This window comes from Dactylosporangium sp. NPDC005555 (genome assembly GCF_040605635.1).
Lineage (GTDB): Bacteria > Actinomycetota > Actinomycetes > Mycobacteriales > Micromonosporaceae > Dactylosporangium.
Window position 1 is genome coordinate 99,460 of sequence record NZ_JBEXDG010000016.1, and the last position, 24,911, is coordinate 124,370.

Consider the following 24,911-nt stretch of genomic DNA (forward strand, 5'->3'; position numbering starts at 1 on the left):
CACAGCAAGAAGCACGGCAAAGCAAAGAGGAGGGGGCCGCGGAACGGCCCCCTCCTCGGAAAAAACCTAGCGGCCCTGGTTGGCGACCGCGGCCGCGGCCTCCTTGGCCGCCTCCGGGTCCAGGTAGGTGCCGCCGGCCGTGACCGGCCGCAGCGCCGCGTCGAGGTCGTAGCGCAGCGGGATGCCGGTCGGGATGTTGAGCTTGGCGATGGCCTCGTCGGAGATCCCGTCGAGGTGCTTCACCAGGGCGCGCAGCGAGTTGCCGTGCGCCGCGACCAGCACGGTGCGGCCGGCCAGCAGCTGCGGGACGATCTGGTCGTACCAGTACGGCAGCATGCGCTGCACGACGTCCTTGAGGCACTCCGTGCGCGGACGGATGTCCGGCGGGAGGTTGGCGTAGCGAGGGTCGGCGGCCTGCGACCATTCGTCGTCGTCGGCGATCGGCGGCGGCGGCACGTCGTAGGAGCGGCGCCAGAGCATGAACTGCTCCTCGCCGAACTCCTCCAGGGTCTGCTTCTTGTTCTTGCCCTGCAGGGCACCGTAGTGCCGCTCGTTGAGCCGCCAGTTGCGCTGGACCGGGATCCAGTGCCGGTCGGCGGCGTGCAGGGCGATCTCGCTGGTGCGGATGGCACGGCGCAGCACTGACGTGTGCACCACATCCGGCAGCAGACCGGACTCACGGATCAGCTCGCCGCCCCGACGGGCCTCGGCCTCTCCTTGGGCGCTGAGGTCCACGTCGACCCAGCCGGTGAACAGGTTCTTCGCGTTCCACTCGCTCTCACCGTGCCGCAAGAGCACCAGTGTCCCGACTTCACTCATGCCGCAATCTTCCCGCACCGAATCACTTCGACAGCACCGGACCTCCGATGTAAGGATGCGGGCGTGCCTCGCAGCTTACAAAAGCACCACCGGAACCGGTTGCCGGCCCAGTTCTGGATCGTCTGGACCGCCACGCTGATCAACCGGGCCGGCGGGTTCGTCGGCATCTTCCTGACGATCTACCTGACGACCGAGCGGGGCTTCAGCGGGTCGACCGCCGGGCTCGTCCTCGGCCTCTACGGGCTGGGCGGTGCGGTCGGCGTCACCATCGCCGGGCATCTGACCGACCGCTGGGGCCGGCGGCCGACGGTGCTCCTGGCGATGGGTTCGGCGTCGGTGCTGATGGTCGCCCTGGGCCTGGCACATGACCGCGTCGCGATCATGGTGGGCGCGCTCGCGCTGGGCATGGCCGCCGAGGGGGCCCGCCCGCCGCTCGGCGCGATGATCGCCGACCTGGTGCCCGCGCCCGACCGCGGCCGGGCGTTCTCGGTGTACTTCTGGGCGATCAACCTCGGGTTCGCCACGGCCGCCGTCCTGGCCGGGTTCGCGGCCGGCGCCGGCTATCTGACGCTGTTCGTCGCCGACGCCGTGACCACGGCGGCCGCGGCGGTCCTCATCGCGGTGAAGATCCGTGAGACCAGGCCGGAACACGTCCCGCGGCACCACCACGCGACGGGCCTGGGCGCGCTCGGCCGGGACCGGGTGTTCCTCGGCTTCGTCGTGTGCAACCTGCTGATCGCGCTGGTGCTGATGCAGCACTCCTCGATGCTGCCGATCGCGATGATCGACGACGGGCTGAGCCCGCGCACGTTCGGTGTGGTGATCGCGCTCAACGGCGTGCTCATCGTGCTCGGCCAGCCGCTCGTCACCCGGCTGCTCACCGGCCGCCGGGAGGCCCTGGTCGCGCCCGTCGCCGCGGTGGTGCTGGGGATCGGCTTCGGGCTCACCGCCTTCGCGCACGCCCCGGTCTGGTACGCGGCGACCGTGCTGCTCTGGACCGTCGGCGAGATGCTCAACGCGCCCTCCACCGCCGCGCTGCTGGCCGGCCTGTCCCCGGTGGACATGCGGGGGCGCTATCAGGCCGCTTACAGCCTGTCGTGGCAGGCGGCGGCGTTCCTGGCACCGACGCTCGGCGGCGCGGTCCGCGACCTGGCCGGCAACACCACGCTGTGGCTGGGCTGCCTCGGGCTGGGCCTGGCCGCCGCGCTGTGGAGCCTGCTCGCCGTGCCCGCGCGGGAGCGCCGGGTGGCGGCCCTGACCGCCGCCGCGGAGGAGCGGACCGAGCTGGCTAAGATCTAACTGTTAAGAGCGTTAACGATTCCTGGAGCAACTGTGCGTGTGTGGTACCGGTCCACGATCGGTGGCCTGCCGAGGATGTACTGGTACCTCTGGACCGGCATGCTCATCAACCGCGTCGGCGGGTTCGTCGCGCTGGTCCTGTCGCTGTACCTCACCTCCGACCGGGGCCTGAAGCCCAGCGCCGCGGGCCTCGTCGTCGGCCTCTACGGCATCGGCGGGATCGCCGGCGTCCTGCTCGGCGGCGTGCTCGCGGACCGGTGGGGGCGCCGGCCGACGCTGCTGCTGTCGCACTTCGGCGCCGTGGTGTTCCTCGCCGGGCTCGCCGTGACGCAGTACATCCCCGCGATCGCCGCCCTCGCCGCGCTGCTCGGCCTCATGCACGCCATGCCCGGCCCGGCGTTCGTCGCCGCGATCGTCGACGTGGTGCCCACCGGCGACCGCGGCCGCGCGTTCAACCTGCAGTTCTGGGCGTTCAACCTCGGCATGGCCGCGGCGTCGCTGATCGCCGGCGCGCTCGCCGAGGTCAGCTTCACGCTCCTGTTCACCGTCGACGCGGCCGGCACGCTGGTGACGGCGCTGCTGCTGGTGTGGAAGGTGCGGGAGACGAAACCACCGGCCCCCGCGACACCGGACGGGCCGCAGGGCGGCTCTCAGGGTGGGCTGCACACGGCGCTGACCGACCGGGCGTTCCTGTCGTTCGTCGGGCTGAGCCTGCTGCTCGCCGTCGTCACGCTGCAGAGCTCGACGATCCTGCCGCTCGCCATCACCGCCGACGGGCTGCGCCCCACCGTGTACGGCTCGGTCGTCGCGTACGCCGGCCTGCTCATCGTCGCCGGGCAGCTCTTCGTGCCGAAGCTCATCGACCGGTGGCGCAAGGGCACCACCCTCGCCGTCGCCAACGTGTTCCTGGGGCTCGGCTTCGCCTGCGTCGCGCTCGCCGCGGACGTGCCCGGCTACCTGCTCGCCGCGACCGTGTGGACGGTCGGCTCGATGCTGGCCGCGCCACCGAACGCCGCCGTCATCGCGGAACTGTCGCCGGAGGCGTTGCGCGGGCGGTACCAGAGCGTGTTCTACCTGATCTTCCCGGCGGCGAGCTTCATCGCCCCCGCTGCCGGCGGCGCGAGCCTGGAGTACCTGGGCGACTGGCACTGGGTGATCTGCGGCTGCCTCGGCGCGGTCGCCGCCATCGGCCACCTGCTGATCCAGCCCGCCCGGGAGCGCCGGGTCGCCCGCGCCGAAATCCGGCGTTTAGAGGTGCCCGTCGCGGGGTAGACGCCGCCCCTCAACGTGACAGGGGGCGTAGTGGACGGACTGACGGCGAGCCTCGAGGCACCGGACCCCGGCACGGTCGTCATCCGGCTCGACGGGGAGCTCGACCTCGCCACCCGCGACCACCTCTCCGAAGCGGTGCGGGCGGTGCTGCCCGTCTTCCGGCCGAGGACGCTGACGGTGGACCTGGCCGAGGTGACCGTGCTCGACTCGGCCGGCATCGGCGCGCTCGTCAGCTGCTGGAAGGTGGCGCAGGAGGCCGGCTGCAAGCTGAGCCTGCGCAACCCGCGCCCCCTCGCCTACGCCCAGCTGCGCCTGACCGGCCTCCTGGACGTGTTCGCGGTCGCCTAGATGGTGCCGTCGTACTTGGCGGCGCCGGTCACCGTGGCGTCGGTGCGCAGGCGGGACTTCGCGGCGCTGTCGCCGTACAGGGTGAAGCGCAGGAAGTCGAGCATCGTCTTGGAGACCGCCTGGTTGGCCGGGGTGGACCCGAACAGGCCGCCGCCGTGGTCGCCCTTCAGCAGGGTCAGGAAGGCCTTCGGCCAGGTGCAGCCGTCGTAGAGCGAACGGCCGCTGCTGTAGGGCACGGTGGCGTCGGCGTCGCCGTGGATGAACAGGACCGGGGTGCTGACGCCGCTGAACTTGCCGCCCATGCCGCCGCCGGAGACGATGATGCCGCCCTTGAGCCGGGCGTCGCGGCCCGAGCCGGACAGCATGCCCGCGGTGGTGTAGCCGCCCGCCGAGTGGCCGCCCGCGGCGACCCGGCCGGTCTCGATGTGGCCGGCGAGGGCGGCGCCCGCCTTCGTGTCGAGCTTGAGCACCTCGGTGATGACGGCGGAGGCGTCGGCGGGCTGGTTGCCCATGTCGTTCTGGTTGAAGGGGTTCGCCGCGGAGTTGGTGAACGGGTACGCGGGCGCGGCGACGACGAACCCGGCGGCGGCGATCTTCGCGGTCACGCCCTGGTAGCCCTCGGGCGAGCCGTGCAGCCCGTGGCTCCACAGGACGAGCGGGAACCTTCCGGCGGCGACACCCGCGTTGCTCTTCGGCGAGCCGCCCGCCGAGCCGGTCGCCGGGTAGAAGACGAGGGTGCGCAGGGTGCGGCCGGCCCTGGTGAAGGTGAACGTGCTGACCCCGACGGCGAACGTCTGGGTGGGCGCCTTGACCGCCGGCGCGGCGCTCTTCGAAGCGGCGGCCGACGCCGACCCGGACGGCGCGGCCCCGGCGGCGGCGAGCGCGGCGGCACCGTCGTCCACGGCGGCGGAATCCGACGTCGAGGCCGGCATTTCCGGATTTTCTGAAGAATCGGCTTGGTTGGCCTTGCTGCCGCAGCCCGCCAGCGCGACGACGAGCAAGAGACCGGCGACAGCGCCCCGCATCCGCATGCGAGGAAACTACGGCTCTGGAACCGCGTGCGTCTTTACGCCCGACTTAAGTTTGGGGCTCGTACCGGCGGCAGCGGGTGGCGTGCACCCCCAGTCCACGACCACCCGCTCTGCTGCGGTCTTTCGACCGCGCGGTGCCGCCGGTTGCAGTGGTCGCCCCGCCCGGACAGACCACCGCGAGTGGGCCTCGCGGCCCAGAAACACCCCCGTCGCTCCCCAACTTCAGGAATCGCCGGTATCCGTGATCGACGGTACGCGGCGAGGAAATGCAGCGACAAGTACCGGGACTGTCGGCTCGCTCACATACTTGAAATAATTGAAATCAATCGAAATGTTGGAAGCTCGGCCACAGGTCGGCCCAGGTGCCCGTCAGACCCCGGCACACGAAGACGCGAGCTGTTTGCTCCTCGTTCTCGACGCCGTAACCGTTGTCCAGCTCGGCTTTCAGGTCGCACGATCCGAATGCCGTCGCGCGGGCCGGGTCGCCCTGCGTCACGAGCACGACCACGGTCGCCGACTCGGGCGGCGGGCCGAGCCACCACAGCTCGTTGTGTCCACTGTAGACATCGGGCAGGCGCAGGTCCCTGCCGTAGCGGTCCAGGGCGCCGGCCTCGCCGTAGTTGCCAGTGACGAGCACCGTGTTCGGTTTGTCCTGCGCCGGGAGGGCCTCGTAGACGTCGGCGACCTGCCGCACGTACTGCTGCCATCCGATCTGATCCGAGATGCCCTGGTTGATCGCGGGGACCGGCGTGTCACCGATCAGGTCGACGGGCAGCACCGGCAGCGACGTCAGGATCGCGACGCCCACGTTGACGGCCGCCCCCGCGACGAGGATCCAGCGCCGGGTGACGCGCCGCTCGACGGGCACCGCACCGATCGCGAACAGCGCGCACAGCAGCCCGACCGTGTAGTACGGCTGGCCGGCGACGGCGAACAGCAGGACCAGCATCAACGGGTACGCCACCCCGAACGCGCGGACCGGGCGCAGCGCCGGGTTCCGCAGCAGCGTCACGATGCCCGCGATCCAGACCGGCACGAAGAGCGGGCCCAGCCACGCCAGCTGCAGCGGGATCAGGGTGATCCTGGCCTCGTCGCCCTTGTTCTCCGCCAGGGCCGAGGCCATGTCGAGCTGCGGGAAGTCGTTGGTGATCTGGTACAGCAGGTTGGGCAGCCCGACGACGACCGCGATGCCGGCGCCGGCCCACAGCCACGGCGACAGCAGGAGCCTGCGCGGCCCGGCGATGAGCACCCCCGCCGCGAACGTGAGCAGCAGCAGGATGACGAGGTGTTTGTTGTACAGCGCGAGCCCGGTGACCAGCCCGGCCACCAGCCAGTACCGTGGCAGCTCCCGCAGCGACGCGCGCATGACGCACAGGACGACCGCGAGCCAGACCAGCAGATCGGGTCCCGTGGTCAGCGTCAGGTGCGTGGAGACCAGTGCGAAGGTGGTCAGCGCACCGGTCCCGGCGAGCGTCTGCGCGACCGCGCCGCCGCCGGCCTCGCGGGCGATGAGGGCGAGCAGGAAGACCGCCGCGGCCAGGAACAGCACGCCGGGCAGCCGGATCGCCCACACGGAGTCGCCGAACACCTCGACGCACGCCCGGATCAGCAGCGGCGTGAAGGGCGGCTGGTCGACGTAGCCCCACGTGGGGTGCGAGCCCAGCATGCGGAAGTACAGCTCGTCGCGGTGGTAGTCATACCGGTTGATCGTCAGCAGGAGCGCGACGGAGGCCGAGGCCGCCACCGCACCGACAGGTTTCCAGGCAAGCGGCGACCGTTCGATCACCGGCACAGCGTAGCTACGATCGGTCCGCTTCCATGTCCCCCTGTTTCGGCTGTTTCTCCACGAAAGCCGTGAACGCGCGAAGATTGTCCAGCGGCTCGCCGCGCTTGACCCGCCACTCCCACTCGCGCCGGATCGCGGAGCCGAAGCCGATCTCCAGCATCGGGTCGAAGCTCTCGTCGGCGTAGGTCAGCACCGCCCCGAGCAGCCGGTCGAGCTCCTCCTCGGTGACCGCGTGCAGGGGCAGCCGGCCCATCAGGTACACGTCGCCGACCGTGTCGACGCTGAACGCGACCCCGTACATGCGCGAATTGCGCTGCAGGAGCCACTGCCACAACGCCTCGCGGTTCTCGTCGGGGTGGCGCATCACGAACGCCTCGACGCGCAGCGTGTGCTCCCCCACGATGAGGTTGCAGTTGGTCTTCTGCTTGTGGGTGCCGGGCAGGACCGCCACGTAGGCGTTGTCGCCGGTCTTCTCCCAGGCGATCTCGCGCTCCTCACAGACCCGCTCGATCAGCTCGCCGACGGTCTCGGTCATGGCGTGACCTCCGCTGCGCTCCAGTGCCGCCCGAAAGGCTGGGCCCCTCGATGACCGGCCGCTCCGCTACGCTCCGGCCCGGTCATCGCCGCCAGCAGCTCGGTGTCGCGGTGGGTGGTGAGGGCGTCGCGGTACGCGGCGAGCAGGCCGCTCGCGGTGTGGCTCCAGGAGAACTCGCGGGCGTGCCGGACGGCTCCCTCGGACAGCTCCTTGCGCCTGGCGGGGTGAGCCAGGAGGTCGCCGAGGACCGCGGCCCAGTCGGCCGGGCGGTGGGTGTCGACCAGGACGCCGGAGACACCGTCGCGCACGGCGGTCACCAGGCCACCGACGGCGGCCGCGACGACCGGCGTGCCGCACGCCTGGGCCTCGATCGCGACGAGGCCGAACGACTCGTTGTGGCTCGGCACGGCGACCAGGTCGACGGCGCGGAAGAGCTCCGCCAGGTCCTCGCGCGGCTGCGGGGCGAGGAACCGCACGCAGTCGGCGATGCCCAGGTCGGCGGCGAGGTCCATGAGCGCGGTCGGCCGGTCCAGCCCGGAGCCGCTGGGGCCGCCGCAGACCGCGACGACCAGCTTCGCGCCCAGCTCGGGGTCGCGGGCCCGCAGCTCGGCGGCGGCGCGCAGCAACACGTCGGGCGCCTTCAGCGGCTGGATCCGCCCGACGAACGCCACGACGAGCGCGTCCTCGGGCAGGCCGAACTTCTTCCTGTTCCGCGGACCGGGCGTGAACGTGTCCAGGTCGACGCCCGGCGGGACCACGCTGACCCGGCGCGGGTCGGCTGCGTAGAGCTCGATCAGGTCGGCGGCCTCGGCGGGCGTGTTGGCCACCAGGCTGTCGGCCGCGGCCACGACCTGCTCCTCGCCGATGACGCGGGCGATCGGCTCGGGCTTGTCACCGTCGGCGAGCAGCTGGTTCTTCACCTTGGCCAGGGTGTGTGCGGTGTGCACCAGCGGGACGCCCCAGCGGTCCTTCGCCAGCCACCCGACCTGACCGGACAACCAGTAGTGGGAGTGGACGAGGTCATACCAACCGGGCGCCCTCGACGCCTCGGCGCGCAGGACACCGTTGGTGAACGCGCACAGCTGCGCCGGCAGGTCCTCCTTGGCGAGGCCCTCGAACGGCCCCGCGATGACGTGCCGCACGAGCACGCCCGGCGCCATCTCCACCACCGGCGGCAGCTCGCTGCACGTCGCCCTGGTGAAGACCTCGACCTCGACACCGGCCCTGGCCAGGCGCTCGGCGACCTCCACGATGTACACGTTCATGCCGCCGGCGTCGCCGGTGCCCGGCTGGTCGAGCGGGGACGTGTGCACGGACAGCGTCGCGACCCTCCGCGGAAGCGTTCGACGGGAATGCGGGGTGTGCCTGTGCAGCGAGTCGACCCGCGCCACGTCGGTGCTCCTTCTTCTGTTGCCGGACGATTACATCTTCCCAACCGTCCATGTTCCCTCGCGGACGGCCGTCTACCCACCGTTGCGTTGGTCACTACGCTCCCGGGCCTTTGCGGCAGGATGGTCGGCATGTCTTCTCCTATCGCCGTGGTGACCGGGGCCTCCAGCGGCATCGGTGCTGCTACCGCCCGCCGGCTCGCCGCTGAGGGCTTCCACATGGTGGCCGTCGCCCGGCGCGCCTCGCACCTTGCGTCGCTGGTCGATTCCCTTCCGGCCGCGACCGCCGTTGTGGCCGACGTCACCTCCGATGCAGACATCACGCGACTTGTCGGTGTTGTGGCTGATTTGGGCGGCCCGGTGGAGCTGCTGGTCAACAACGCCGGGGGCGCCATCGGCGCGGAGACCGTCGAGGAGGCCGACCTCAGCGACTGGCAGTGGATGTTCGAGGTCAACGTCCTGGGCACCGTCCGGGTCACCAAGGCGCTCCTGCCGCTGCTGACCGAATCGGGCAGGGCGACCATCGTGGTGATCTCCTCCACCGCGGGTCTCGTCGTGTACGAGGGGGGCGGCGGCTACACGGCGGCGAAGCACGCGCAGACGGCGGTCGCGGAGACGCTGCGCCTGGAGCTCAACGGCCGCCCGATCCGGGTCGTCGAGATCGACCCCGGCATGGTGAAGACCGACGAGTTCGCCATCAAGCGCTTCGAGGGGGACGCCGAGAAGGCCGCGGCGGTCTACAAGGGGGTGGAGTTCCCCCTGGTCGCCGACGACATCGCCGATTGCGTCGCGTGGACCGCCACCAGGCCGCACCACGTCAACATCGACCGGATCGTGGTCCGGCCGCTCGCCCAGGCCGCCCAGCACAAGGTGCACCGGGTGTCGTGATGCGGCCGTTCGGCGCCGTTACCCGGGGCACCACCAACCCCAACCGGCTGCGGCGGGTCGACAACTGGATCGCGGTGACCCTCGGCGCGGTGCTCGCCCGGGCCGAGGCACCGCTCGTCGTCGACCTCGGCTACGGCGCCTCGCCGGTCACCACCCTGGAACTGCACCGCCGTCTGGGCTCTTCGGTCAGCGTCGTCGGCCTGGAGATCGACCCGGCACGCGTCGCCGTCGCGCAGCCCTTCGACGACCCGCCGGGGCTGACGTTCCGGCGCGGCGGCTTCGAGCTGGCCGGGCTCGCGCCGACGGTGGTGCGGGCGTTCAACGTGCTGCGCCAGTACGACCTCGACGCCGTCCCCGCCGCGTGGGCCGCGATGACCGCGACCGGAGCGGTGCTCGTGGAGGGCACGTGCGACGAGCTCGGGCGGCTGGCATCCTGGGTGACCGTTTCGGCGGGTGTACCGCGGACGCTGACGCTCGCCAGCCGGCTGTCCACACTGGACACGCCCGCGACCCTGGCGGAGCGGCTGCCGAAGTGCCTCATCCACCACAACGTGCCCGGGCAGCCGATCCACGCCCTGCTGTCCACACTGGACACCGCGTGGCGGGACGCGGCGCCGCTGTCGGTCTTCGGCCCGCGGCAGCGTTGGCGGCGGGCCGTCGAGGCGACCCGCGACGCCGGCTGGCCGGTGCTGGACCGCCCGGCCCGCTGGCGCCTGGGCGAGCTGACGGTGCCCTACTCCTGCCTGGTCACAGACGGCAGTTGACGAGGACCGGCTCGGGGTGCAGCTCGACGCCGAACTTCGCCTGGACGCCGTGCCGGATCTCACGGGCCAGGCCCAGGAGCGCGGTCGTCGTGCCGGTGCCGCGGTTGGTCAGCGCAAGGGTGTGCTTGCCCGACAGCGCTACGCCACCGGCCGGGTCGCCGTAGCCCTTGCCGAAGCCGGCCCGCTCGATGAGCCACGCCGCGCTGAGCTTGACCATCCCGTCGGGCGCGGGCCAGGCGGGCGGCTCGCCGGCCTCCGCCCGCACCTTGGCCACCGCTTCCGCCGCGACCACCGGGTTGGTGAAGAACGAGCCCACCGAGAACGTGTCGCGGTCGGACGGGTCGAGGACCATGCCCTTGCCGGCGCGCAGCTTCAGCACCGCCTCGCGGACCTCCCGCAGCGGCGCGGCCTCCCCCTGCTCCACGCCGAGGGTCCTGGCCAGCTCCGCATACCGGATCGGCGTGGACAACGGCGACACCGCCAGCTCGAACGTGACGGCGAGGACCACGAAACGCTCGTCGTGCTTGAACACGCTGGTCCGGTACGCGAAGCCGCACGCCTCCCTCGGCAGCTCGACGACCTCGTCGCGGACCCGGTCGTACACGCGCACCGCGGTGATCGTCTCGGCGACCTCCTGCCCATACGCACCGACATTCTGGATCGGGGTGGCGCCGGCCGAGCCGGGGATGCCCGACAGCGACTCGATCCCCGACCAGCCGTTGGCGACCGCCTCGGCGGCGACCTCGTCCCACGGCTGCCCTGCCTGGACGGTCAGCCTGACGACCTCGTCCGCCCGGTGCGCCGCCGTCCCGCGCTGCCGCATCAGCACCACGGTGCCCGGGAACCCCTCGTCGGCGATCACGACGTTGCTCCCACCGGCGAGGACGAGCACGCGGTCCGCGTCCTTGACAGCTTTTACGGTGGCCTCCTCCGAGGTCACCTCCACCAGATGATCGGCTGGACCGCCGAGGCGCAGGGTGGTGAGGTCGGCGAGGCTGGGCACGGGCGCGGCTGCTTCGGACACCGCACCAGAGTAAGGCGTGGCCTAATGTTGGACCTGCAGCGTCCGGACCGGGAGAGGGATCGCCGATGAGCAAGCCTCAGCTCACCAAGGAGTTCTGGCTCGCCGCGCTGCGCGCCGAGGGCGACGCCTTCCGTGCCACGATCGGCGCCGCGGTCCCCCTGGACGCCGCCGTGCCCACCTGCCCCGGCTGGCAGGTGCGCGACCTCGCCTGGCACCTCAGCCAGGTGTATGTCTGGGTCACCGGCGTCGTCCCGCGCGGCGTCACCGACCGTCCCGACCCGCGCCCGGACTCGTCGCTGCCCGCCGGCGTCGACCCGGTGGTCGCCTGGACCGACGCCTTCACCGAGCTGCTCGCCACCCTCGACGCCGTCGACCCCGACCTGCCCGCCTACAACTGGGCTCCGCAGGCGAAGAAGGCCGGCTTCTGGCACCGCCGCATGGCCCTGGAGACCGCCATCCACCGCTGGGACGCCCAGATGGCCGGCGGCCTCAGCGAGCCCATCGAGCCGCGCCTCGCCAGCGACGGCGTCACCGAGGTCCTCGACACCTGGCTCCCCGCAGGCCGCCGCTCCGGCCCCGCCAACCGCGTCGGCATGATCGCCCTGCACGCCACCGACGTCGACCAGGTCTGGTATGTCCGCCTCCGCGGTGCCGGGGTCGCCCTCCTGGACACCGACACCCTGCTGGACTCCGACGACCACCACGAGCGCGCCACCGCCAGCGGCCCGGCCAGCGACCTGCTGCTGGCGCTGTTCGGACGGGTCGCCTTCGACACCCTCCTCGTCAGCGGCGACACCGGCCTTCTCGAAGGCCTCCGCACCGGCTGACGGGTCTTCACACCCGCGCGACCACGCGCTGCTCGCCCTTGTCGGTCTGCTCGATGGGCAGGCCGAACAGTTTGCGGGTCAGCAGGGTGCTGCCGGCGACCGCGGCCGGCACGACCAGGATCGCGGCGAAGGGGATCAGCAGGATCACGAACACGGGCATGCCGAAGCCGAGCGCGAGGGGCCGGTTGGCACGCAGCATGGCCCGGCGCTCCTTCAGGCGCAGCCCGCGCCGGTTGAAGGGCACACCCGTCAGCTCCACCGCGAGCAGCCACCCGCCCACGACGACGTCGACGACCGGGACGACCGTCTGCCCGAACACCGGCACGAACCCCAGCAGGAACAACGGGACCGACACCGCGATCCCCAGCACGATCAGCCTGATCGAGTCCGCCGCGTTCTTCAGGATCGTCTTGTGCCACGGCAGGTCGGGCATCCCGGGTGTCCCGCCGAACCGCCCCTCGACCCGCTCGGAGATGACCTCGTAGAACGGGTCCCCGATGAGCAACGTCAACGCCGTATACGTCAGCACCGACACCAGCGCCGACACGATGACGATCCCCGCACCCGCCCCGAACCGGGTCATCCCCCGCCACGGCGACCCCCAGTCATCGGCGAACCACGTGACGGCCGCCGAGATGTCCCGGATGAACCACAACAGGAAGAACCACGCGGTGCCGAGCAACAGGAATGAGATGACCGCAGGGATCAGCCCCAGCAACAGGAGACGGGGGTTTCGCCCGTACAGCGCGAACCCCCGCCCGAGCAGCCGCGCCCCTTCGGCGAACTCGTCCCACAACGTCTTCAGCGGCGCCACCCGCTCATCTTTCACGACCCCGGAGGCCCCGGACACAGAACCCCCGGGATCACGTGGCTACACCGCCAGCACGTAGGCCTCCGCCGCATACTGCCCCGGGTCGCAGGTCAGCACGGGCCATCCCGTCGCTTCCGACTCCCAGATCGCCTGCCTCACCGCCAGCGACCCGGACCACGCGGAAACTGTCGTGGCAGCCGCCTCATCGAGCGGCAGCACCTTCATCGACGGAGACCAGAGCACCGGCTCCCACGCGGTCGGCCGGATACCGGCCTGATCGCCGGCTTCCACGATCGCGGCAGCGGGGAAGGCGAGCGGGAAATCGCCCCGATCGGCACGGAACCAGAGGTTCATGAGCGGTTCGTAAGCGTCGAACATCGCCACTATCGCGCTTGCGTCGAGGACGAACATCAGGCTGTCGCCTGACCGCCCCGCTCGGCGATCAACCGTTGCGCCGTCGCGATCAGCTCGTCGACCTGACGCTCGGCCTCGGGCGAGAACTCCTCCGGCACACGGTCAGGACCCCACAGCTGTCTCAGGAGCGCCGCACCCGCACCGGGCGTGTGTGGCGGCAACCCGCCGTGCTCAGGAGCTTCCATTTCACAAGAATAGCCAGTCATCGTGCCTCCCGATCGAGCTTCGGCAATGCCCATGAGCGATTATAGGGCCATGTGCGCATAGGACGGCAAGCGGACAAGATCGGCGGGTTATCTACGGTTGTCGCATGATCGACCGGAGTTCGGATCGGCCGCTGTATCAGCAGCTGGCGGACCTGCTGCGTGAGCAGATCCACACGGGGGTGCTGGCGCCGGGGGCGTTCGTGCCGTCGGAGAGCAGCCTCATGCAGGAGCACGCGCTGGGGCGGCCCGCGGTCCGGAACGCGGTGTCGGTGCTGCGGCAGGAAGGGCTCGTGGTGTCGGCGAGAGGGGCGCGCACACAGGTGCGGCCCGCCCTGCAGCGGGACGTCGTGGAGCTGCGCGACGGGGACGAGGTCATCGGGCGGATGCCGACCGATCCGGAGCGCCGCGACCTGGGGATCGACCCGGGCGAGCCGATCCTGGAGGTGACGAGGGCCGACGGGGCGAAGCTGATCCTGCCCGCCGGCGCCAACCAGCTGAAGGTCGGTCGCTGACGCGGACCCCGCATCCCGCGAGCCGCCACCGGCCAGAGTGCGTCAGTCGCTGAGGCGGACTCGGCGTCTCGCAAACGCCACCGGCCAGAGTGCGTCAGTCGCTGAGGCGGACTCGGCGTCTCGCAAACGCCACCGACCAGAGTGCGTCAGTCGCTGAGGCGGACCCGGACCCGGCGGTTGGCCTTGCCCTTGCTCTCGACCTTGACGACCTGGAGACGGCCGATCTGGGCGGTCGACGCGACGTGGGTGCCGCCGTCGGCCTGAGCGTCGAGGCCCACGATGTCGACGATGCGGATCTCCTGCTCGTCGGGCGGGATCAGGTTGGCCTGGGTGCGGATGATGTCCGGGATGGCCAGGGCCTCGTCGCGGCCGAGGACCCTGGTCACGACCTTCCGATCGGCGGCGACCTCGGCGTTGATGAGCTCCTCGAGCCGCGCCTTGAAGTCGGGCGGGACCTCGGGCAGGTTGAAGTCCATGCGGGCCTCGGCGGGCTCCATGCTGCCGCCCGTGACGAGTGCGCCGAAGTCGCGGAACACCACACCGCCCAGGACGTGCAGGCCGGAGTGGGTGCGCATCAGCTTCGTGCGGCGGTCGTCCTCCACGGCACCGATGACCTCGGTGCCGGCGGGCGGGAGCGGGTCACCCTCGGCCGGCTGGAGGTAGAGGTCGTCACCTTTTCGCGTCCCGGTGATCCGCGTCTGTACCCCCTGCCACAGCAGAACGCCGTGGTCCGGCGGCTGGCCGCCGCCGCCCGGATAGAAGGCGGAGCGGTCGAGCACGATGCCGTCGGTGGCATCGGAGTGCAGGACGACGCACGTCCACTCGCGCAGTGTCGGGTCCGCGAGGTCGAGACGGGAGGTCCTGCCGTGTTGCGTGACACCCATGTCCCGAACTCTATGTCGGTCCGGCCCAGCGGCGCAGCGCGGTCATGGTCCGATCCCCCTCAGGTCAGTCGTGGCGAAGTTTTGTCGTCCACAAGACAGACGCCTCGAGGTGTCCTCCTGATACACGCCCGGGGATCAGCCGTTCGGACAGTCTCGGGCGGCGGGCTCAGGCGGCGTTGAGGAACGCGGAGATCCGGCCGCGCAGGTCTGCCCGATGGGTCCACACGACCCCGGGGCGGTCGTAGATGTGCAGCTCGGCGCCGGGCAGGGATTCGGCGAGCTGCTCGGCGACGGCGACAGGATGCAGGTCGTCCCCGCGGGCGCCGATGACGAGGCATCTGGCGGTGACCTTGCCGAGGTCGGCGCGGTCATCGACGGCGACCTGGGCGGGCAGGCTGCCGAGGCCGGCCGCGAGCCCGTCGCGCATCAGCTGGTCGAGCCGCTGGCGCAGGAACGCCCAGACCGCGGGCGTGTTGCGGACCTGGGTGGGGACCTCCATGGAGATCACGTCGGCCACGGCGGCGGCGTCGCCGGCGTCGATCGCTTCGAGCAGCGCGCTGAGTCGCTCCTGCGCGGCGGCCGGCCGCGCCGTGTCCAGGACGGCGGGGAGGAAGAACACGGCGCGCTCGAAGCGGCCGGGGTTGTCGGCGAGGAGCCGGCAGAGCGCGCCGGCGCCGAGGCTGACGCCGAGGGCACGGGTGGCGCCGGACAGGTCCGCGACGGCGCGCAGGTCCCGGGCGAGGTCGGCATAGGTCCAGAAGCCGCCGGGCGCGGCGGAGTGGCCGTGCCCGCGGAACTGGAAGAAGACCTTGCGGCCGGAGACCGCGCTGCCCAGGGGGCGGGTCTCGGCGATGCCGCTGCCCAGCCCGTGGGCGAAGACCGTGACGGGGTCGCCGTCGCCGGTGATGAGCCGCTCCAGCTCGACGCCGTGCGGGGTGGCGATCTGCTCTGTCGGCGGTGCGGGGAGGGTCGGCCGGCCGGTCTGCGGCCCGCGGGTCACGGGCGGGCGGAACCGGTCGGGCCTGCCGTCGGGCGGCGGCGGCCAGCGGAAGTCCATCAGCGAACCGCCATCACCACGAGCCGTGGCCGTCGACCGCGTCGCGCAGGGCGGGTCTGATGTCGAGCAGATACACCGCGAAGATGCCCGCGGAGATGAGCAGGAAGATGCTCAGGTAGCCCATGCGCAACTGTGGTGCCACCGCGGTGAGCAGCAGACCTCCACCGTTCATGGCCAGCCAGATCGTCTTGGACATGGTGCCGATGGCCGGGAAGGCGTCGGCCCGCTGGACGAGGCAGTGCAGCAACGCCGCGGCGCCGAGCACCAGGCAGAAGATCCACACCGCCAGGTCGATGTAGAGCTCGACCCTGTCGTAGAACACCGGCACTGCAGTCACCATCCCACGAGCTTATTCCGAAGCCCCCCGGCCCGTGCGAGACGGTGCCGGAGGGCTCCTGACAAACTCCCGTTACTTCTTCGCTGCGGTGGTCTTCTTCGCGGCGGTCGCCTTCTTCGCGGGCGCGGCGGCGGGCGCCACGGCATCCGTGGAAGTGGACGCGTCGGAGGACTTCGGCGTCACGGCCGGCGCGACGTCGGCCGGGGTCGGGGTCACGGCGACCTCGGTGGTGACGGTCTTCGTGGCCGGCGCGATCTCGATCTTCGCCTCGGTCGTGCGACCGCCGGCGACGACCTTCTCGCCACGGTTGACCAGCTCGGTGTAGACGGCAAGCGCGCGGTCCTGGGCCACCTGGGCGCCGGCGAGCAGCGTCACCGTGTTGCGCCGGGCCACGTCGCGCAGGCGGTCGGCGGCCACGGTCAGGTCGGCGCGGAGGTTGGTCTCGGCGACGGCGTCGGTCACGGCCGGACGCAGCTCCTCGACGCGGGCGCGCAGCTGGGCGACCTGCCCGGGCAGCTTGCGCAGCTGCTCATAGGCCAGGTCACCGGCGCCGGCGGCGGCATAGAGCGGGGTGGGGATCTTGCGGGTGGTGGTGCTGGTGGTCATTTCAGCTCCTCTGACTTCGTCGGTGATGTCGGATCGGCGCCCGGCCCCGCCCCCGAGGGGGCGCCATCCACATCGGTGCGCGTGTTCTCGCGCCGGAACGTCTCGTAGATCTGCGTGAGCGACTGCTTCTGGGACACGGTGAGATCACTGTCCGCAGCGATCGCGGCCAGGACGTCGTGCCCTTCGCGCTCGAGCAGGCCGGCCCGCAGATACATCAGCGGGGTCGACACCCGCAGCGCACCGGCGAGCTGCGCGAGCACCTCGGCGCTCGGTTTGCGCAGGCCACGCTCGATCTGACTGAGATATGGGTTGCTGACGCCGGCCTGCTCGGCGAGCTGGCGGAGCGAGATGCGCGCGTTGCGGCGCAGGTCACGAATGAACCCACCCAGGTCGCGCGGCTCTTCAGTCACGTCACCGACCGTAGCTCGCCCTGCTAACTCTTGCAAGCAAAACGCTTGCAGCAGCTAGCGTGAAGCGGGTCACCAGACACCGCGGACCTCGCCTACCCGCGACCCGCCACCCAAAACCGACATTTCAGTGTATGGCGCCAGCGAAACGCCCAGCCGTGAAAAGGCCGAATTCAGCACCGGCAGCCGGGCCCGCATCGCGCCGTCGTCGATCTTCATCGCCACCGCACCGACGCCGGGGAGGGCGGCGGCAAGCACACCCTCCGCGCCGCCTTTCACCAGAAGACCGGGAGCCGCCCGCATGAGCTGCGTGTCGTGGCCGTCGGCGTCGGTGCCGCAGACCAGGTCGGGACGGGCGCGCATCGCGTCGGCGACCCGGCGCGGCGCGGAGCCCGGCGGGGCGGACACCAGCTGCAGGAACGCCGAGGCCAGCCCGCGTAGCGACACCGCGAGCAGCGGCGCGCCGCACCCGTCCACGCCGACCGCCGCCGCCGGCTCCCCCGCCAGGGACTCGACACCGGAGCGGATCGCCACCTGCACCGGATGCGCCGGCTCCAGGTAGCCGGCGAGGGGCCAGCCGTTGGCCGCGCACGTGCGCAGCATCCCGGCGTGCTTGCCGGAGCAGTTCATGAACAGCGGCGACCGCTCCCCGCCCGCCCTGACCACGGCGTCGCGGGCGGCGTCGGACAGCGGGTAGTCCGGCGGGCAGCCCAGCGCGGTCGCCGGGATGTCGCCGAGGACCCCGCGCACGGCCTCGACGTGGACGAGCTGGCCGCGGTGGCTGGCCGAGATGATCGCCAGCTCGGCTCCGGTGGCGGACAGGCCGGCCGCCAGCATCCCGACGGCCTGCATGGGTTTGTTGGACGAGCGCGGGAAGATCGGGCCGAGCACGTCACCGGCCCACGCCGTGACCTCCCCGCTGGCGTCCAGGACGACGACGGACCCGCTGTGCCGGCTCTCCACGAAACCGCTGCGCACGACCTCCGCGAGCGGCTCGCCGCCCAGGTACAGGTCGCTCATGCCCGGACGCCCAGCAGCGCGCGGGCGGCGGACGGGGTCATCGGTGGGCGCTGGGCGAGGCGGGCGAAGGCGGAGGCCCGCGCGACGAGCTGCGCGTTGCTCTCCACCGGCACGCCCCTGGAGTACGTGACGGTGTCCTCCATGCCGACCCGCAGGTGCCCGCCCGCGGACAGCGACGCGAGCAGGACCGGCAGCGTGCTGCGGCCGATGCCGGTGGCCGAGAACGTGGTGCCCTCGGGCAGGTCGCGCATCGCCTGGACGCAGGCGACGAGGGCGTCGGCGGTGCCGGGCATCCCGCCGGGCACGCCCATGACGAGGTCGACGTGGACATGGCCGCCGAAGGGCAGCCCGTGCTTGTCGAGCAGGCGCTTGAGGGTGGTCAGCTGGCCGAGGTCGAAGATCTCGTACTCGGGGACGATGGCACGGTCGCGCATGCGGGTGTGCAGCTCGACGACGAACGCCCACCGGTTGAGGAACACGTCGTCGCCGAAGTTGACCGTGCCCATCGTGCAGGAGGCCATGTCGGGCTCGGCGTCCAGGACCCGGAGCCGGTCGTCCTCCGGGTCGGTGACCGCACCGCCGCTGGAGAGCTGGACGATCAGGTCCGTCTCGGCCCGCAGCGCGGCGACGGCCTCCTTGAGCAGACCCAGGTCGAGGGTCGGCGCGGCGGCCGCGTCGCGGAGGTGCACATGGATGACGGCGGCGCCCACCGCCTGGCAGTCCTTGCCGGTCGCGACCAGCTCGGCCAGGGTCACCGGCAGGGCTGGCACGTCGGACTTGCTCGATTCGGCGCCGGTGGGCGCCACCGTGATCAACGTCGTTGTCGTCATGGCTCTTTCTACAGCGGGTCGATCGCGGCGGTGGACGGACCCACCAGCAATTGACCGCCCGATTGACCGTCACTGCCGGGCTTGACGTTCTGCCTGACCACGGCGAGCGCGATCTGGCCGAGCTCGTAGTGTCGCACGGCGGTGCCGACGAAGCCGACCGCCCGCCCGTCCTTGACGACCTCGGTGTGCGGCGCGGGCAGCTCGTCGGTGGCGATGCCGTCCAGGTGCAGCAGCACCAGCTTGCGCGGTGGCCGGCCGAGGTGGTGCACCCGGGAGACCGTCTCCTGCCCTCGGTAACAGCCCTTTTCGAGGTGTACGGCCTGCGCTGTCCACCCGACCTCCGCGGGCAGCGTCTTGTGGTCGGTCTCGAAGCCGAAGCGCGGCCGCCGGGCCGCCACCCGCATCGCCTCGTACGCCCAGATCCCCGCGAGCGGGAGACCTGCCGCGGCGACGACGTCGGGCACCGCGGCGCGCGGCACTAGGAGGTCCGCGCCGCCCTCGACCCGCCGGACGAGCCCGTCGAAGCCGGGCAGCGCCGCGGCGGCATACCGGGCGGTGGGGCGGGGCGGGACGACACCCGTGGCGAACTTCGCCGGCGGCACCGGCACCACGTCGGGCGCGGCCAGCGGGACGCCGAGCGCGGTCAGCGCCTCGTCGGTGTGCGGACCGGCGATCGACAGCACGGCCCGGCCGGCGGTCGCGTCGGCGGGCTCGACCCGGGTCATGAAGATCATCCGGGTGAGGAACGTCAGCAGGCCCGCCCCGGCGCCCGGCTCCAGGTCCAGCCAGGTGGTCGTGCCGTCGTCGACGAGCACCGCGTGGTGCTCGACGTGCCCGTGCGGCGACAGGACGAGCAGCTCGGAGCCGGTCATCGGGGGCAGGCCGGTCAGGTGCTGGGTGGTGAGGCTGTGCAGCCAGGTCAGCCGGTCGACGCCCGGCACGGCGAGCACGTCGCGGTGCGAGCGGTCGACGAGACCGGCCTCGGTGTCGAGGATCTTCTGCTCGCGGCCGGGGTCGCCGTAGTGCGCGATCGCGCCGGTGTCGGGGGACGAGGGCTCTATGGACGCCACGGAAACGGGCTTCACGGGGTTACTCCTCTTCGGTGCCGCAGCTGCCGCACACACCGAACAGGGCCACGTGGCCGATGTCGAGGCGGAAGCCGCGGGTGGTGCACAGGTCGTCGGCGAGCGCCTCGAGCGTGGAGGACGGCAGCTCCTGCACGTCGCCGCAGCCCCGGCACACCAGGTGGGCGTGCTGGTGCTCGCCGAGCGGATGATAGGTGGGCGCGCCGTGCGACAGGTGCGCGTGCGTCACCAGCTGGAGCTCTTCGAGCAGCTCCAGCGTGCGGTAGACGGTGGTGATGTTGACCCCGGCGGCGCGCTCGCTGACGTCGGCGTGGATCTGGTCCGGTGTCGCGTGGCGCAGCCGGTAGACCGCTTCGAGCACGAGCTGCCGCGGCGCGGTCAGCCGCAGGCCCCGCGACCGGAGCACCGCGGCCAGATCATCGAAACCCACCGCACCAGGTTAGCCCGGAGCCCTAGCCCGCGACACGCTCCAGGCGGGCCGACAGGTGCGTCTGGAGCGGCTGGCCGACCGCCGCGAGGTCGAACGCGTAGAGCAGCGCGCCCTCGACGATCCCGTAGAGCCGCTGCGCGCCGCGCACCTCCTTGGCCGTCGACGTGCGGACGACCGTGTCGGTGGCCATCTGCCACTGCGTGGTGCCCTTGGCCTGACCGATGTAGAGCTCCATGATCCCGGTCGGCTGGCTCAGCAGCACCTCGACCTCATCGGTCGCCTTGCCGTCCGCGAGCACCGGCCGCCACCAGCCGGTCTCCCGGTTGCTGGGCTTGATCGGGTTGCCCTCGACGTCGATCACCCACGCGCGCGACTCGTAGAACAGGAACGGCCGGCCGTCGTGGCTGAAGCGGATCTCCTGCGCGTAGTGGAAGCCCTCGATCGTCGGATAGTCGCCCTGGCCTCGCCCGCGCCACACGCCGACCAGCGGCAGCAGACCGAGCAGCGCGGGATGGAGGTCCGGCCCGACCCGCAGGTCGTGCGTCTCCTCATACGGATACTCCCCGACCTGGGCCAATCCCGCCCACGGCGGCTCTACGTCTGTCACCAACGCCCCCTCGACACCCTCACCGCCAGATAGATCAGGCCGCCGGCCAGTGCGCCCATTCCGGCGACCAGCAAGCTCACGAACCCGATCTCGGTAACCATCCCCCGAATTCTATGCTGCGATACATGGCACGTTCTCTGGTCATCAAGCTCACCGCCGGCACGGACGCGCCGGAGCGCTGTTCGCAGGCGTTCACCGTGGCCGCCACCGCTCTCGCCGGCGGGGTGCCCACCTCGCTGTGGCTGACCGGGGAGTCGGCATGGTTCGCGCTGCCGGGCCGGGCGGCGCAGTTCGAGCTGCCGCACGCCGCTCCCCTGGCCGACCTGCTGGAGGCGATCCTGGCCGGCGGCACGGTCACGCTGTGCACCCAGTGCGCGGCCCGCCGCGACATACGCCCCGACGACGTCATCCCGGGCGTGCGCATCGCCGGCGCGGCCGTCTTCGTCGAGGAGGCGCTCCAGGAGGGCGCGCAGGCGCTCGTGTACTAACAGCCCGCGGTCGACGTGATGTGCAGCGCGTCGCCTTCGACGCGCAGGGCGACGCCCGCATCACCGGCGCGGAAGGCGAACAGCTTCGGCTCGTCGAGGACGACCGCGGTCGCGGGGACCGTGGCGCGGGACGCGGCGCCGTCGCCGGTGGTGACCGCCTCGACGGTCCACAGGGTGCCGCCGCCGGGGCAGGTCAGGCGGTGGGTCCGCCAGTCCGACGCGGTCTGTTTCAGGGTGTCGAGCACCGCCTGCACGGGCGCGCGGTTGGCGCTCTGCGACTGCGGCGTCGCCTCCTGCACCGCCGCGTCCTGCACGCGGCAGCCGGTGTCGGCGACGAAGCGCAGCTGGCCCGGTTGCACAAGGGCGCCGCGCAGGGTGACGAAGCCACCGGCGTCAGCGGTCAGCAGATGGGTGTTCGACCCGCTCACCAGGTGGCTGTCGTACGACGCGGGCAGCGCGCCCCGCACCCGGTCCAGCACGGCGGGCTCGGTGTCCTTTCGCACGTACACCATCAGCACCCGCTCGAAACGGGTGCCCTCGCGCGCCGAGGTGACCCGGCAGCTGCGGTCGGTGCGGGTGTAACCGCCGAGTGCGGTGACGGTGGTGGCGGGGTCGAGTGCGGCGGCGACCCGGGCGAGGGCCCCGTCGACGACCGGCAGGCCTTCGGCGATCGTGGTCTGGTCGCGGGACGTCGGCGCGTCGTTGCGCGAGGAGTAGTAGGCGAAGCCGGCCACGGCGAGGGCCCAGGCAGCCGTTGCGGCGACGATCCAGCGACGTTTCACGGCCGATATCCTCGCAGCCCGGCACAACGACGCCGCCCTCCGGGGTTGGGCCCGGAGGGCGGCGTCACGTTGCGTGCGAGGGTCAGGCGACCGCGACCGCGATCTCGTTGATGCCCCGGTCGGCGGCCACGCTCGCGTCGCCGTTGCCCTGGCGGGACAGGGCGCGCAGGGTCCAGTTGCCGGGCGCGGCGAAGAAGCGGAACTGGCCGGCCGGCGAGGTGACGACCTCGGCGGTGAACTCGCCGGTCGAGTCGAGCAGGCGCACGTAGGCACCGCCCACGGGACCGTCGCCGGAGCTCACCACGCCGGTGATGACGGTTTCCTTCTCGACGTCCACGGAGGCCGGGATCGGCGCGCTCTGCTCGGGGGCGCCGCAGCTGTCAACAGTGCTCATGATGATCTGCCTTTCACGCGTTACCGGGCTCGTCGCCCACGGCGACGGGGACACCGACGAGGGAGCCGTACTCGGTCCAGGATCCGTCGTAGTTGCGCACGTCGCTGTGCCCGAGGATCTCCTTGAGCACGAACCAGCTGTGCGAGGAGCGCTCGCCGATGCGGCAGTACGCGATGGTCGCCTTGCTGTCGTCGAGGCCGGCGGCGGCGTAGAGCTCGCGCAGGTCGTCGTCGGACTTGAAGGTGCCGTCCTCGTTGGCGGCCTTGCTCCACGGCACCGACACGGCGGTCGGGATGTGGCCCGGACGCTGCGCCTGCTCCTGCGGGAGGTGGGCCGGGGCGAGGAGGCGGCCGGCGAACTCGTCGGGCGAGCGGACGTCGACGAGGTTGAGCACGCCGATCGCCTTGACGGCGTCGTCGCGGAACGCGCGGATCGACAGGTCCTGGTCGTGCACCGCGACATAAGTGGTGGCGGGGCGGCTGACCTCGTCCTTGGTCAGCGGGCGCCCGTCGAGCTCCCACTTCTTGCGCCCGCCGTCGAGCAGCTTGACGTCGCCGTGACCGTACAGCTTGAAGTACCAGTACGCGTAGGCGGCGAACCAGTTGTTGTTGCCGCCGTAGAGCACGACGACGTCGTCGTTGCCGATGCCCTTGCTGGACAGCAGCGCCTCGAACTGCTCCTTGCTGACGAAGTCCCGGCGGACCTGGTCCTGCAGCTCGGTCTTCCAGTTGATCTTCACCGCACCGGCGATGTGGCCGCCGTCATAGGCGGCGGTGTCCTCGTCGACCTCGACGAAGACCACGTTCTCGGCGCCGATGTTCTGCTCGGCCCAGTCGGCCGTGACCAGTGCGCTCTCGCGACTCATGAGTGTTTTCTCTCCCAGGGGAACGATTCGGATGGGTCGAGTCGACACACGGGTCGGGGTGTGCACCACGCCGCGCGCGACCCGAGGGGACGGATCACGGTTTCGGCGATGGGTCTGGGAGATTGCCGCGAGCTGGATCGCCCGCCAGACCCATCGGTCTGGGGCGCCGCTGCCTCGAGCCGTTAGAAGAGCACGCTGCAGGGCCGCACCACTAGGGGCGGCAACACAGGCAGGTGGCCACGCGGCACAGGTCGACCGCGCGCCGTCTGGTGAGCAGCATGCTCATGGTCAGGGAGCCTAGCATCGCTGCCGGTGTCATCCCATGGTCCGTTAGGTCACGTCCAGCTGGTGGACTGCCCTTGACCTGATCATTGTGACAGCGGGACGTCCTTCGCGGAGGCGATGACCAGCAGTCCGGCGTCCGTGGTCTCCGCGGAGTTGATCACCAGGTTGTACGGCAGGCCGGGCAGCTTCACGGTGACCTGCAGGCGGCTCTTGTTGGCCTGGATGAGGTCGTTGACGAACTTCGGCAGGTTGCCCTGGTCGGTGGTCACCGAGTCCAGCTTGAGCAGGACCTTGCCCGATTCGACCACCATGTTGCCGTTGGCGATGATCGTGACCTTGATGCCCTGGTACGCGAACGGGATCCGCAGCTCGATCTTGTTGTTGACGACCTTCACGTCGACCGCGGAGGGGTCCACACCCTGCGGCAGGTTGCTGAACTCCAGCAGCTTGCGGACGTTGTCCCAGGTCATGTTGGCCCGGCCGGTGACCTCGCCGGCGACGACCTCGCCCTTGCCGTTCATCAGGTCACGGGCGTCGGCTTTGACCGCCTTGGCATCGACGGTGAGGTCCTCGAGCTTCACGTTCTCGATCTGCGGCTTGCTGAGCGCGATGGTGATCTTCTCGTACTCCCCCGCGAGCACCTGCGTGAGGAACGGGAAGCCGGCGATCTTCACCGAGGGGTCACCCTCGTAGGTGACGGAGTTGGCCGCGAGCTGCTTGCGGGTCTCGTCCGTGATGCGGTCCTGTGCGGTGCTCGCCGCGACACGGTCCGCGACGAAGAGCACGCCGACCAGGATCACCGCCAGCACGACCAGGATGATGCCGACCTTGGACCCTCGACTCGCCACAGCACTCCCTCCGCGCCTGCGTGTTGCTCAGCATGTGTTGCTCACCGGGACGTACCCAGCCA

The 24,911-nt window shown here is 71.3% G+C and carries 32 protein-coding genes and 1 pseudogene; 8 read left to right on the forward strand and 25 right to left on the reverse strand.

The window, feature by feature from the left end:
* Nucleotides 1-66: 66 nt before the first annotated feature.
* Nucleotides 67-819, reverse strand: coding sequence for a phosphoglyceromutase (locus ABZS58_RS20155; protein WP_354783497.1), 753 nt, complete (start codon nt 817-819; stop codon nt 67-69).
* Nucleotides 820-882: 63 nt separating this feature from the next.
* Here ABZS58_RS20155 and ABZS58_RS20160 point away from each other — a divergent pair, with 63 nt between their 5' ends.
* The 3 genes from ABZS58_RS20160 to ABZS58_RS20170 all read left to right on the forward strand — a co-directional run bounded on the left by ABZS58_RS20160 (nt 883) and on the right by ABZS58_RS20170 (nt 3,738).
* On the forward strand, nt 883-2,118 hold the full coding sequence (locus ABZS58_RS20160) for an MFS transporter (RefSeq protein WP_354783499.1): 1,236 nt from the start codon (nt 883-885) through the stop codon (nt 2,116-2,118).
* A gap of 75 nt (nt 2,119-2,193) precedes the next feature.
* Nucleotides 2,194-3,390: an MFS transporter gene (locus ABZS58_RS20165; RefSeq protein ID WP_354783652.1), complete on the forward strand. Its 1,197-nt coding sequence runs from the start codon at nt 2,194-2,196 to the stop codon at nt 3,388-3,390.
* A gap of 30 nt (nt 3,391-3,420) precedes the next feature.
* A complete protein-coding gene (locus ABZS58_RS20170) occupies nt 3,421-3,738 on the forward strand; it encodes an STAS domain-containing protein (RefSeq protein WP_354783501.1) in 318 nt (105 codons plus the stop codon).
* Here ABZS58_RS20170 and ABZS58_RS20175 read toward each other — a convergent pair.
* From ABZS58_RS20175 to mshA, 4 genes are all read right to left on the reverse strand, one after another.
* Nucleotides 3,735-4,670 (reverse strand): chlorophyllase, encoded by a 936-nt coding sequence (locus ABZS58_RS20175; protein ID WP_354783503.1) that lies wholly within the window; start codon nt 4,668-4,670, stop codon nt 3,735-3,737. The genes ABZS58_RS20170 and ABZS58_RS20175 overlap by 4 nt on opposite strands.
* A gap of 421 nt (nt 4,671-5,091) precedes the next feature.
* The gene (locus ABZS58_RS20180; protein WP_354783505.1) at nt 5,092-6,555 is read right to left on the reverse strand and encodes a glycosyltransferase family 39 protein; all 1,464 of its coding nucleotides are present in this window, start codon (nt 6,553-6,555) and stop codon (nt 5,092-5,094) included.
* A 13-nt stretch (nt 6,556-6,568) separates the two neighbouring features.
* Complete coding sequence (locus ABZS58_RS20185) at nt 6,569-7,090, reverse strand: YbjN domain-containing protein (protein WP_354783507.1); 522 nt, start codon at nt 7,088-7,090, stop codon at nt 6,569-6,571.
* Nucleotides 7,087-8,481 (reverse strand): D-inositol-3-phosphate glycosyltransferase, encoded by a 1,395-nt coding sequence (gene mshA, locus ABZS58_RS20190; RefSeq protein ID WP_354783509.1) that lies wholly within the window; start codon nt 8,479-8,481, stop codon nt 7,087-7,089. Before mshA ends, ABZS58_RS20185 begins: the two co-directional genes overlap by 4 nt.
* Nucleotides 8,482-8,610: 129 nt before the next feature.
* Here mshA and ABZS58_RS20195 point away from each other — a divergent pair, with 129 nt between their 5' ends.
* Nucleotides 8,611-9,366 carry an SDR family oxidoreductase gene (locus ABZS58_RS20195; RefSeq protein WP_354783511.1) on the forward strand — a complete coding sequence of 252 codons (756 nt, stop codon included), beginning with the start codon at nt 8,611-8,613 and terminating at the stop codon, nt 9,364-9,366.
* On the forward strand, nt 9,366-10,130 hold the full coding sequence (locus ABZS58_RS20200) for a class I SAM-dependent methyltransferase (protein WP_354783654.1): 765 nt from the start codon (nt 9,366-9,368) through the stop codon (nt 10,128-10,130). The genes ABZS58_RS20195 and ABZS58_RS20200 overlap by 1 nt, the downstream gene beginning before the upstream one ends.
* Here ABZS58_RS20200 and ABZS58_RS20205 read toward each other — a convergent pair.
* Entirely contained in the window at nt 10,114-11,154 is a 1,041-nt protein-coding gene (locus tag ABZS58_RS20205; protein WP_354783513.1) for a UDP-N-acetylmuramate dehydrogenase, read from the reverse strand. The genes ABZS58_RS20200 and ABZS58_RS20205 overlap by 17 nt on opposite strands.
* A 65-nt stretch (nt 11,155-11,219) precedes the next feature.
* Between ABZS58_RS20205 and ABZS58_RS20210 the strand changes: the two genes are divergently transcribed.
* Nucleotides 11,220-11,981, forward strand: coding sequence for a maleylpyruvate isomerase family mycothiol-dependent enzyme (locus ABZS58_RS20210; protein WP_354783515.1), 762 nt, complete (start codon nt 11,220-11,222; stop codon nt 11,979-11,981).
* Nucleotides 11,982-11,988: 7 nt separating this feature from the next.
* Here the strand turns inward: ABZS58_RS20210 and ABZS58_RS20215 are convergent, their stop codons facing one another.
* Genes ABZS58_RS20215 through ABZS58_RS20225 form a run of 3 tightly spaced genes read right to left on the reverse strand, consistent with a single transcriptional unit; the run spans nt 11,989 to nt 13,391 of the window.
* On the reverse strand, nt 11,989-12,795 hold the full coding sequence (locus tag ABZS58_RS20215; protein WP_354783517.1) for an EI24 domain-containing protein: 807 nt from the start codon (nt 12,793-12,795) through the stop codon (nt 11,989-11,991).
* Nucleotides 12,796-12,852: 57 nt separating this feature from the next.
* Nucleotides 12,853-13,203: a hypothetical protein gene (locus ABZS58_RS20220; RefSeq protein WP_354783519.1), complete on the reverse strand. Its 351-nt coding sequence runs from the start codon at nt 13,201-13,203 to the stop codon at nt 12,853-12,855.
* Nucleotides 13,203-13,391, reverse strand: a complete 189-nt coding sequence (locus ABZS58_RS20225; RefSeq protein WP_354783521.1) for a hypothetical protein — start codon at nt 13,389-13,391, stop codon at nt 13,203-13,205. The genes ABZS58_RS20220 and ABZS58_RS20225 overlap by 1 nt, the downstream gene beginning before the upstream one ends.
* Before the next feature lie 125 nt (nt 13,392-13,516).
* On the opposite strand from ABZS58_RS20225, the gene ABZS58_RS20230 reads away from it, so the two are divergent.
* On the forward strand, nt 13,517-13,924 hold the full coding sequence (locus ABZS58_RS20230; RefSeq protein WP_354783523.1) for a GntR family transcriptional regulator: 408 nt from the start codon (nt 13,517-13,519) through the stop codon (nt 13,922-13,924).
* 146 nt (nt 13,925-14,070) lie between these two features.
* Here the strand turns inward: ABZS58_RS20230 and ABZS58_RS20235 are convergent, their stop codons facing one another.
* The 11 genes and pseudogenes from ABZS58_RS20235 to mtfM all read right to left on the reverse strand — a co-directional run bounded on the left by ABZS58_RS20235 (nt 14,071) and on the right by mtfM (nt 21,288).
* Nucleotides 14,071-14,808 carry an alanyl-tRNA editing protein gene (locus ABZS58_RS20235; RefSeq protein WP_354783524.1) on the reverse strand — a complete coding sequence of 246 codons (738 nt, stop codon included), beginning with the start codon at nt 14,806-14,808 and terminating at the stop codon, nt 14,071-14,073.
* Nucleotides 14,809-14,974: 166 nt separating this feature from the next.
* Nucleotides 14,975-15,868, reverse strand: a complete 894-nt coding sequence (locus tag ABZS58_RS20240) for an alpha/beta hydrolase (RefSeq protein ID WP_354783656.1) — start codon at nt 15,866-15,868, stop codon at nt 14,975-14,977.
* A gap of 10 nt (nt 15,869-15,878) precedes the next feature.
* Nucleotides 15,879-16,205: a DUF2516 family protein gene (locus ABZS58_RS20245; RefSeq protein WP_354783526.1), complete on the reverse strand. Its 327-nt coding sequence runs from the start codon at nt 16,203-16,205 to the stop codon at nt 15,879-15,881.
* A gap of 69 nt (nt 16,206-16,274) precedes the next feature.
* Nucleotides 16,275-16,808: a hypothetical protein gene (locus ABZS58_RS20250; protein WP_354783528.1), complete on the reverse strand. Its 534-nt coding sequence runs from the start codon at nt 16,806-16,808 to the stop codon at nt 16,275-16,277.
* 83 nt (nt 16,809-16,891) lie between these two features.
* Nucleotides 16,892-17,218: pseudogene (locus ABZS58_RS20255) on the reverse strand (helix-turn-helix domain-containing protein); the annotation flags it as partial.
* Nucleotides 17,219-17,287: 69 nt separating this feature from the next.
* On the reverse strand, nt 17,288-18,235 hold the full coding sequence (locus ABZS58_RS20260) for an asparaginase (RefSeq protein ID WP_354783529.1): 948 nt from the start codon (nt 18,233-18,235) through the stop codon (nt 17,288-17,290).
* A complete protein-coding gene (locus ABZS58_RS20265; RefSeq protein ID WP_354783531.1) occupies nt 18,232-19,065 on the reverse strand; it encodes a 3-keto-5-aminohexanoate cleavage protein in 834 nt (277 codons plus the stop codon). Before ABZS58_RS20265 ends, ABZS58_RS20260 begins: the two co-directional genes overlap by 4 nt.
* An 8-nt stretch (nt 19,066-19,073) precedes the next feature.
* Nucleotides 19,074-20,150 (reverse strand): folate-binding protein, encoded by a 1,077-nt coding sequence (locus ABZS58_RS20270; RefSeq protein WP_354783533.1) that lies wholly within the window; start codon nt 20,148-20,150, stop codon nt 19,074-19,076.
* Between the two features lie 4 nt (nt 20,151-20,154).
* Entirely contained in the window at nt 20,155-20,580 is a 426-nt protein-coding gene (locus ABZS58_RS20275; protein WP_354783535.1) for a transcriptional repressor, read from the reverse strand.
* A gap of 22 nt (nt 20,581-20,602) precedes the next feature.
* A complete protein-coding gene (locus ABZS58_RS20280; protein ID WP_354783537.1) occupies nt 20,603-21,187 on the reverse strand; it encodes an FABP family protein in 585 nt (194 codons plus the stop codon).
* The gene (gene mtfM, locus ABZS58_RS20285; RefSeq protein WP_033363477.1) at nt 21,184-21,288 is read right to left on the reverse strand and encodes a small membrane protein MtfM; all 105 of its coding nucleotides are present in this window, start codon (nt 21,286-21,288) and stop codon (nt 21,184-21,186) included. The genes ABZS58_RS20280 and mtfM overlap by 4 nt, the downstream gene beginning before the upstream one ends.
* A 12-nt stretch (nt 21,289-21,300) precedes the next feature.
* Here mtfM and ABZS58_RS20290 point away from each other — a divergent pair, with 12 nt between their 5' ends.
* Entirely contained in the window at nt 21,301-21,675 is a 375-nt protein-coding gene (locus ABZS58_RS20290; RefSeq protein ID WP_354783539.1) for a DsrE family protein, read from the forward strand.
* On the opposite strand, the gene ABZS58_RS20295 is transcribed toward ABZS58_RS20290, so the two are convergent.
* The 5 genes from ABZS58_RS20295 to ABZS58_RS20315 form a co-directional block, all read right to left on the reverse strand.
* Nucleotides 21,672-22,457 carry a hypothetical protein gene (locus tag ABZS58_RS20295; protein ID WP_354783541.1) on the reverse strand — a complete coding sequence of 262 codons (786 nt, stop codon included), beginning with the start codon at nt 22,455-22,457 and terminating at the stop codon, nt 21,672-21,674. The two genes, ABZS58_RS20290 and ABZS58_RS20295, sit on opposite strands and share 4 nt — an antisense overlap.
* 82 nt (nt 22,458-22,539) lie before the next feature.
* Nucleotides 22,540-22,851 carry a DUF1416 domain-containing protein gene (locus ABZS58_RS20300; RefSeq protein WP_354783543.1) on the reverse strand — a complete coding sequence of 104 codons (312 nt, stop codon included), beginning with the start codon at nt 22,849-22,851 and terminating at the stop codon, nt 22,540-22,542.
* A 13-nt stretch (nt 22,852-22,864) separates the two neighbouring features.
* Nucleotides 22,865-23,716 (reverse strand): sulfurtransferase, encoded by an 852-nt coding sequence (locus ABZS58_RS20305; RefSeq protein ID WP_354783544.1) that lies wholly within the window; start codon nt 23,714-23,716, stop codon nt 22,865-22,867.
* A 211-nt stretch (nt 23,717-23,927) separates the two neighbouring features.
* The gene (locus ABZS58_RS20310; RefSeq protein ID WP_354783546.1) at nt 23,928-24,035 is read right to left on the reverse strand and encodes an Ms5788A family Cys-rich leader peptide; all 108 of its coding nucleotides are present in this window, start codon (nt 24,033-24,035) and stop codon (nt 23,928-23,930) included.
* A 49-nt stretch (nt 24,036-24,084) separates the two neighbouring features.
* Nucleotides 24,085-24,849, reverse strand: coding sequence for a DUF2993 domain-containing protein (locus tag ABZS58_RS20315; protein ID WP_354783548.1), 765 nt, complete (start codon nt 24,847-24,849; stop codon nt 24,085-24,087).
* Between the last annotated feature and the right edge of the window lie 62 nt (nt 24,850-24,911).